Below are 2,134 nucleotides of genomic sequence, written 5' to 3'. Positions count from 1 at the left end.
TTCTATTATCTTATCTCCATATCACTCTTATCTCCTTATCCCCTTTCTTACACTTTTGATATATAGCCTGAACGGTTACAAATTTTACGAATATGAATGGATTCCTGCCTTCGCAGGAATGACATGAGAGGTAGAAATATTACTCATCAATTGAATAGCGACAGAGCATTAGAGTTTTTAAACCATAAATATGATGTCTTACTCTCCACCTCAATCATTGAATCAGGCATAGACATATCTACGGTCAATACGATTATTATTAATAATGCCCAGCAGTTTGGTCTGGCACAACTTTATCAATTAAGGGGACGGGTTGGTCGGTCAAAACATATGGCTTATGCCTATCTTTTTTATCCAACAGAATTTATGGTCTCCGAGATGGCTAAAGAAAGATTGGAGGCAATACGCGAATTTTCAGATTTAGGTTCTGGATTTAAAGTGGCAATGCGCGACCTGGAAATACGCGGGGCAGGCAATATCCTTGGTCCTGAACAACACGGCAATTTACTTGAAGTCGGATTTGATTTATATTGTAAATTACTTCAGGAGGCAGTCGCCAGGGTAAAAGGAGAAAAAATCGTAGATGAGACCTTGCCAGGTATAGATTTACCCTGTGATACTTATATCCCGGAAGAATATATTAAAGATATTGCTCAACGATATGCCGTCTATAAAAAACTGTCATCCTGTAAAGACTTTAATGCCTTACAAGAAGTTAAAGAAGAATTGGTGGATAGATACGGGAAAATCCCAATGCCTGTCCAGAGGCTTTTAGAACTTTTCCAGATGCGATTGATGGCAAAAAAAGTCGGTATTACCTCTTTGAGTATCTCTAAAGGATATATGACCATTGAATTACCGTCGGATGAAAAATTAATCCCAAAAGTTCTTTCTTTAGTCACTACCTTTCCGGAATATTTAACACTAAATCCAAGAAAAACCAATTGCTTGATTTTAAAATGGACAGAAGAGGAAGAAGGTATTGGTTTTTTGAAAGAGGTGTTGAGGGAATTAGGGGACTGTTAAAAAAATTTCAACCTGTGAAATAGGTCGAATTTTTTTGTAAGCTGATTAAACAGATTACATTTTTTATTGTAAGCGGATTGAACGGATTGAGCGGAAAAAAAATAAAAAAAATCTGCTCAATCTGCTAAATCCGCTTACTATTAAATCCCCTTACTATTAAAAATTTGTCACACGGATTAAACGGATTTATTTATTTTTTCCCATTTATCTTTACCTCCATGTATTTTATCTATACTTTAAAAGTTCACAAACTGTGATTTTTTAAAAGTCTGAAAATTTAGAGTTAGCAACGCATCAAGTTCGTGTTTATAAAATGAATCTATTTTATCTAAACAGTCAATAATAGCCTTTTTAAAGATAGAAAATTCAGCATAATATTTTGAGTATAAACATTGTTTTTTTACAAATTTCCAAAGTCGCTCAATAAGATTAAGATTAGGCGAATAAGCGGGAAGGAAAATCAGTTCAATATTGAGCGAATCAGCCAGTTGTTTGACAATCTTACATCTTTGATAACGAGCATTATTTAATACCAGACTAATGGGTATACCTAAATTTAGTCGGGCTATTTTCCATAGTATATCACATACACTTTGAGCGGTAATATAACTCTCATTAGTTACTGTAATGAGTTGATGGGTTATAGCATTCAAAGCACCTAAAACATTAAATCTTTTTCTCCCCGCAGGAGCCTTGATGAATAGTCGTGTTCAACACCAGAGATAGCCTAAAAATGGGGCGAAGACAAAATGAGATGCATCTAAAAAGAATAGGGCTCTTTTACCCTCTTTTGCTTCTTCTAAACGGGGCTCTAAAGTTTTTTTTTAAATCTCTCTTGTTCCTGAATGTCGGCTTTAGATGGCACCATACCTACTTTGCGACGCTTTAATCCTGCACGCTTAAGAAATACCCCTATTCGCACTTCACTTCGCTTTATCCCCGTCTGTTTATTTATTATTTCCATTGCCTCTTTAATCGTCGCTGGCGGGTGTTCTCTAAAATATGCTTCTATCGTTGATATATGCTGGTTTAAGAAGGGGGATATTGGGTCAGGGGGATATTGGGGTCAGACCTTGAGTGAGTGTTGACAACTCTTTTCATCTATATA

General features: G+C 35.8%; 1 protein-coding gene and 1 pseudogene. One reads left to right on the top strand and one right to left on the bottom strand.

Translation table 11 applies throughout. From position 1 onward, the window contains the following. The first annotated feature begins 150 nt into the window (after nt 1-150). A complete protein-coding gene (locus AB1414_19740) occupies nt 151-1,026 on the top strand; it encodes a TRCF domain-containing protein (protein MEW6609646.1) in 876 nt (291 codons plus the stop codon). A gap of 236 nt (nt 1,027-1,262) precedes the next feature. On the opposite strand, the pseudogene AB1414_19735 reads toward AB1414_19740, so the two are convergent. Then, nucleotides 1,263-2,041: pseudogene (locus AB1414_19735) on the bottom strand (IS630 family transposase). Between the last annotated feature and the right edge of the window lie 93 nt (nt 2,042-2,134).

This window comes from bacterium (assembly GCA_040755795.1).
GTDB lineage: Bacteria > UBA9089 > CG2-30-40-21 > CG2-30-40-21 > SBAY01 > JBFLXS01.
This window is presented reverse-complemented; position numbering and strand designations above follow the sequence as displayed.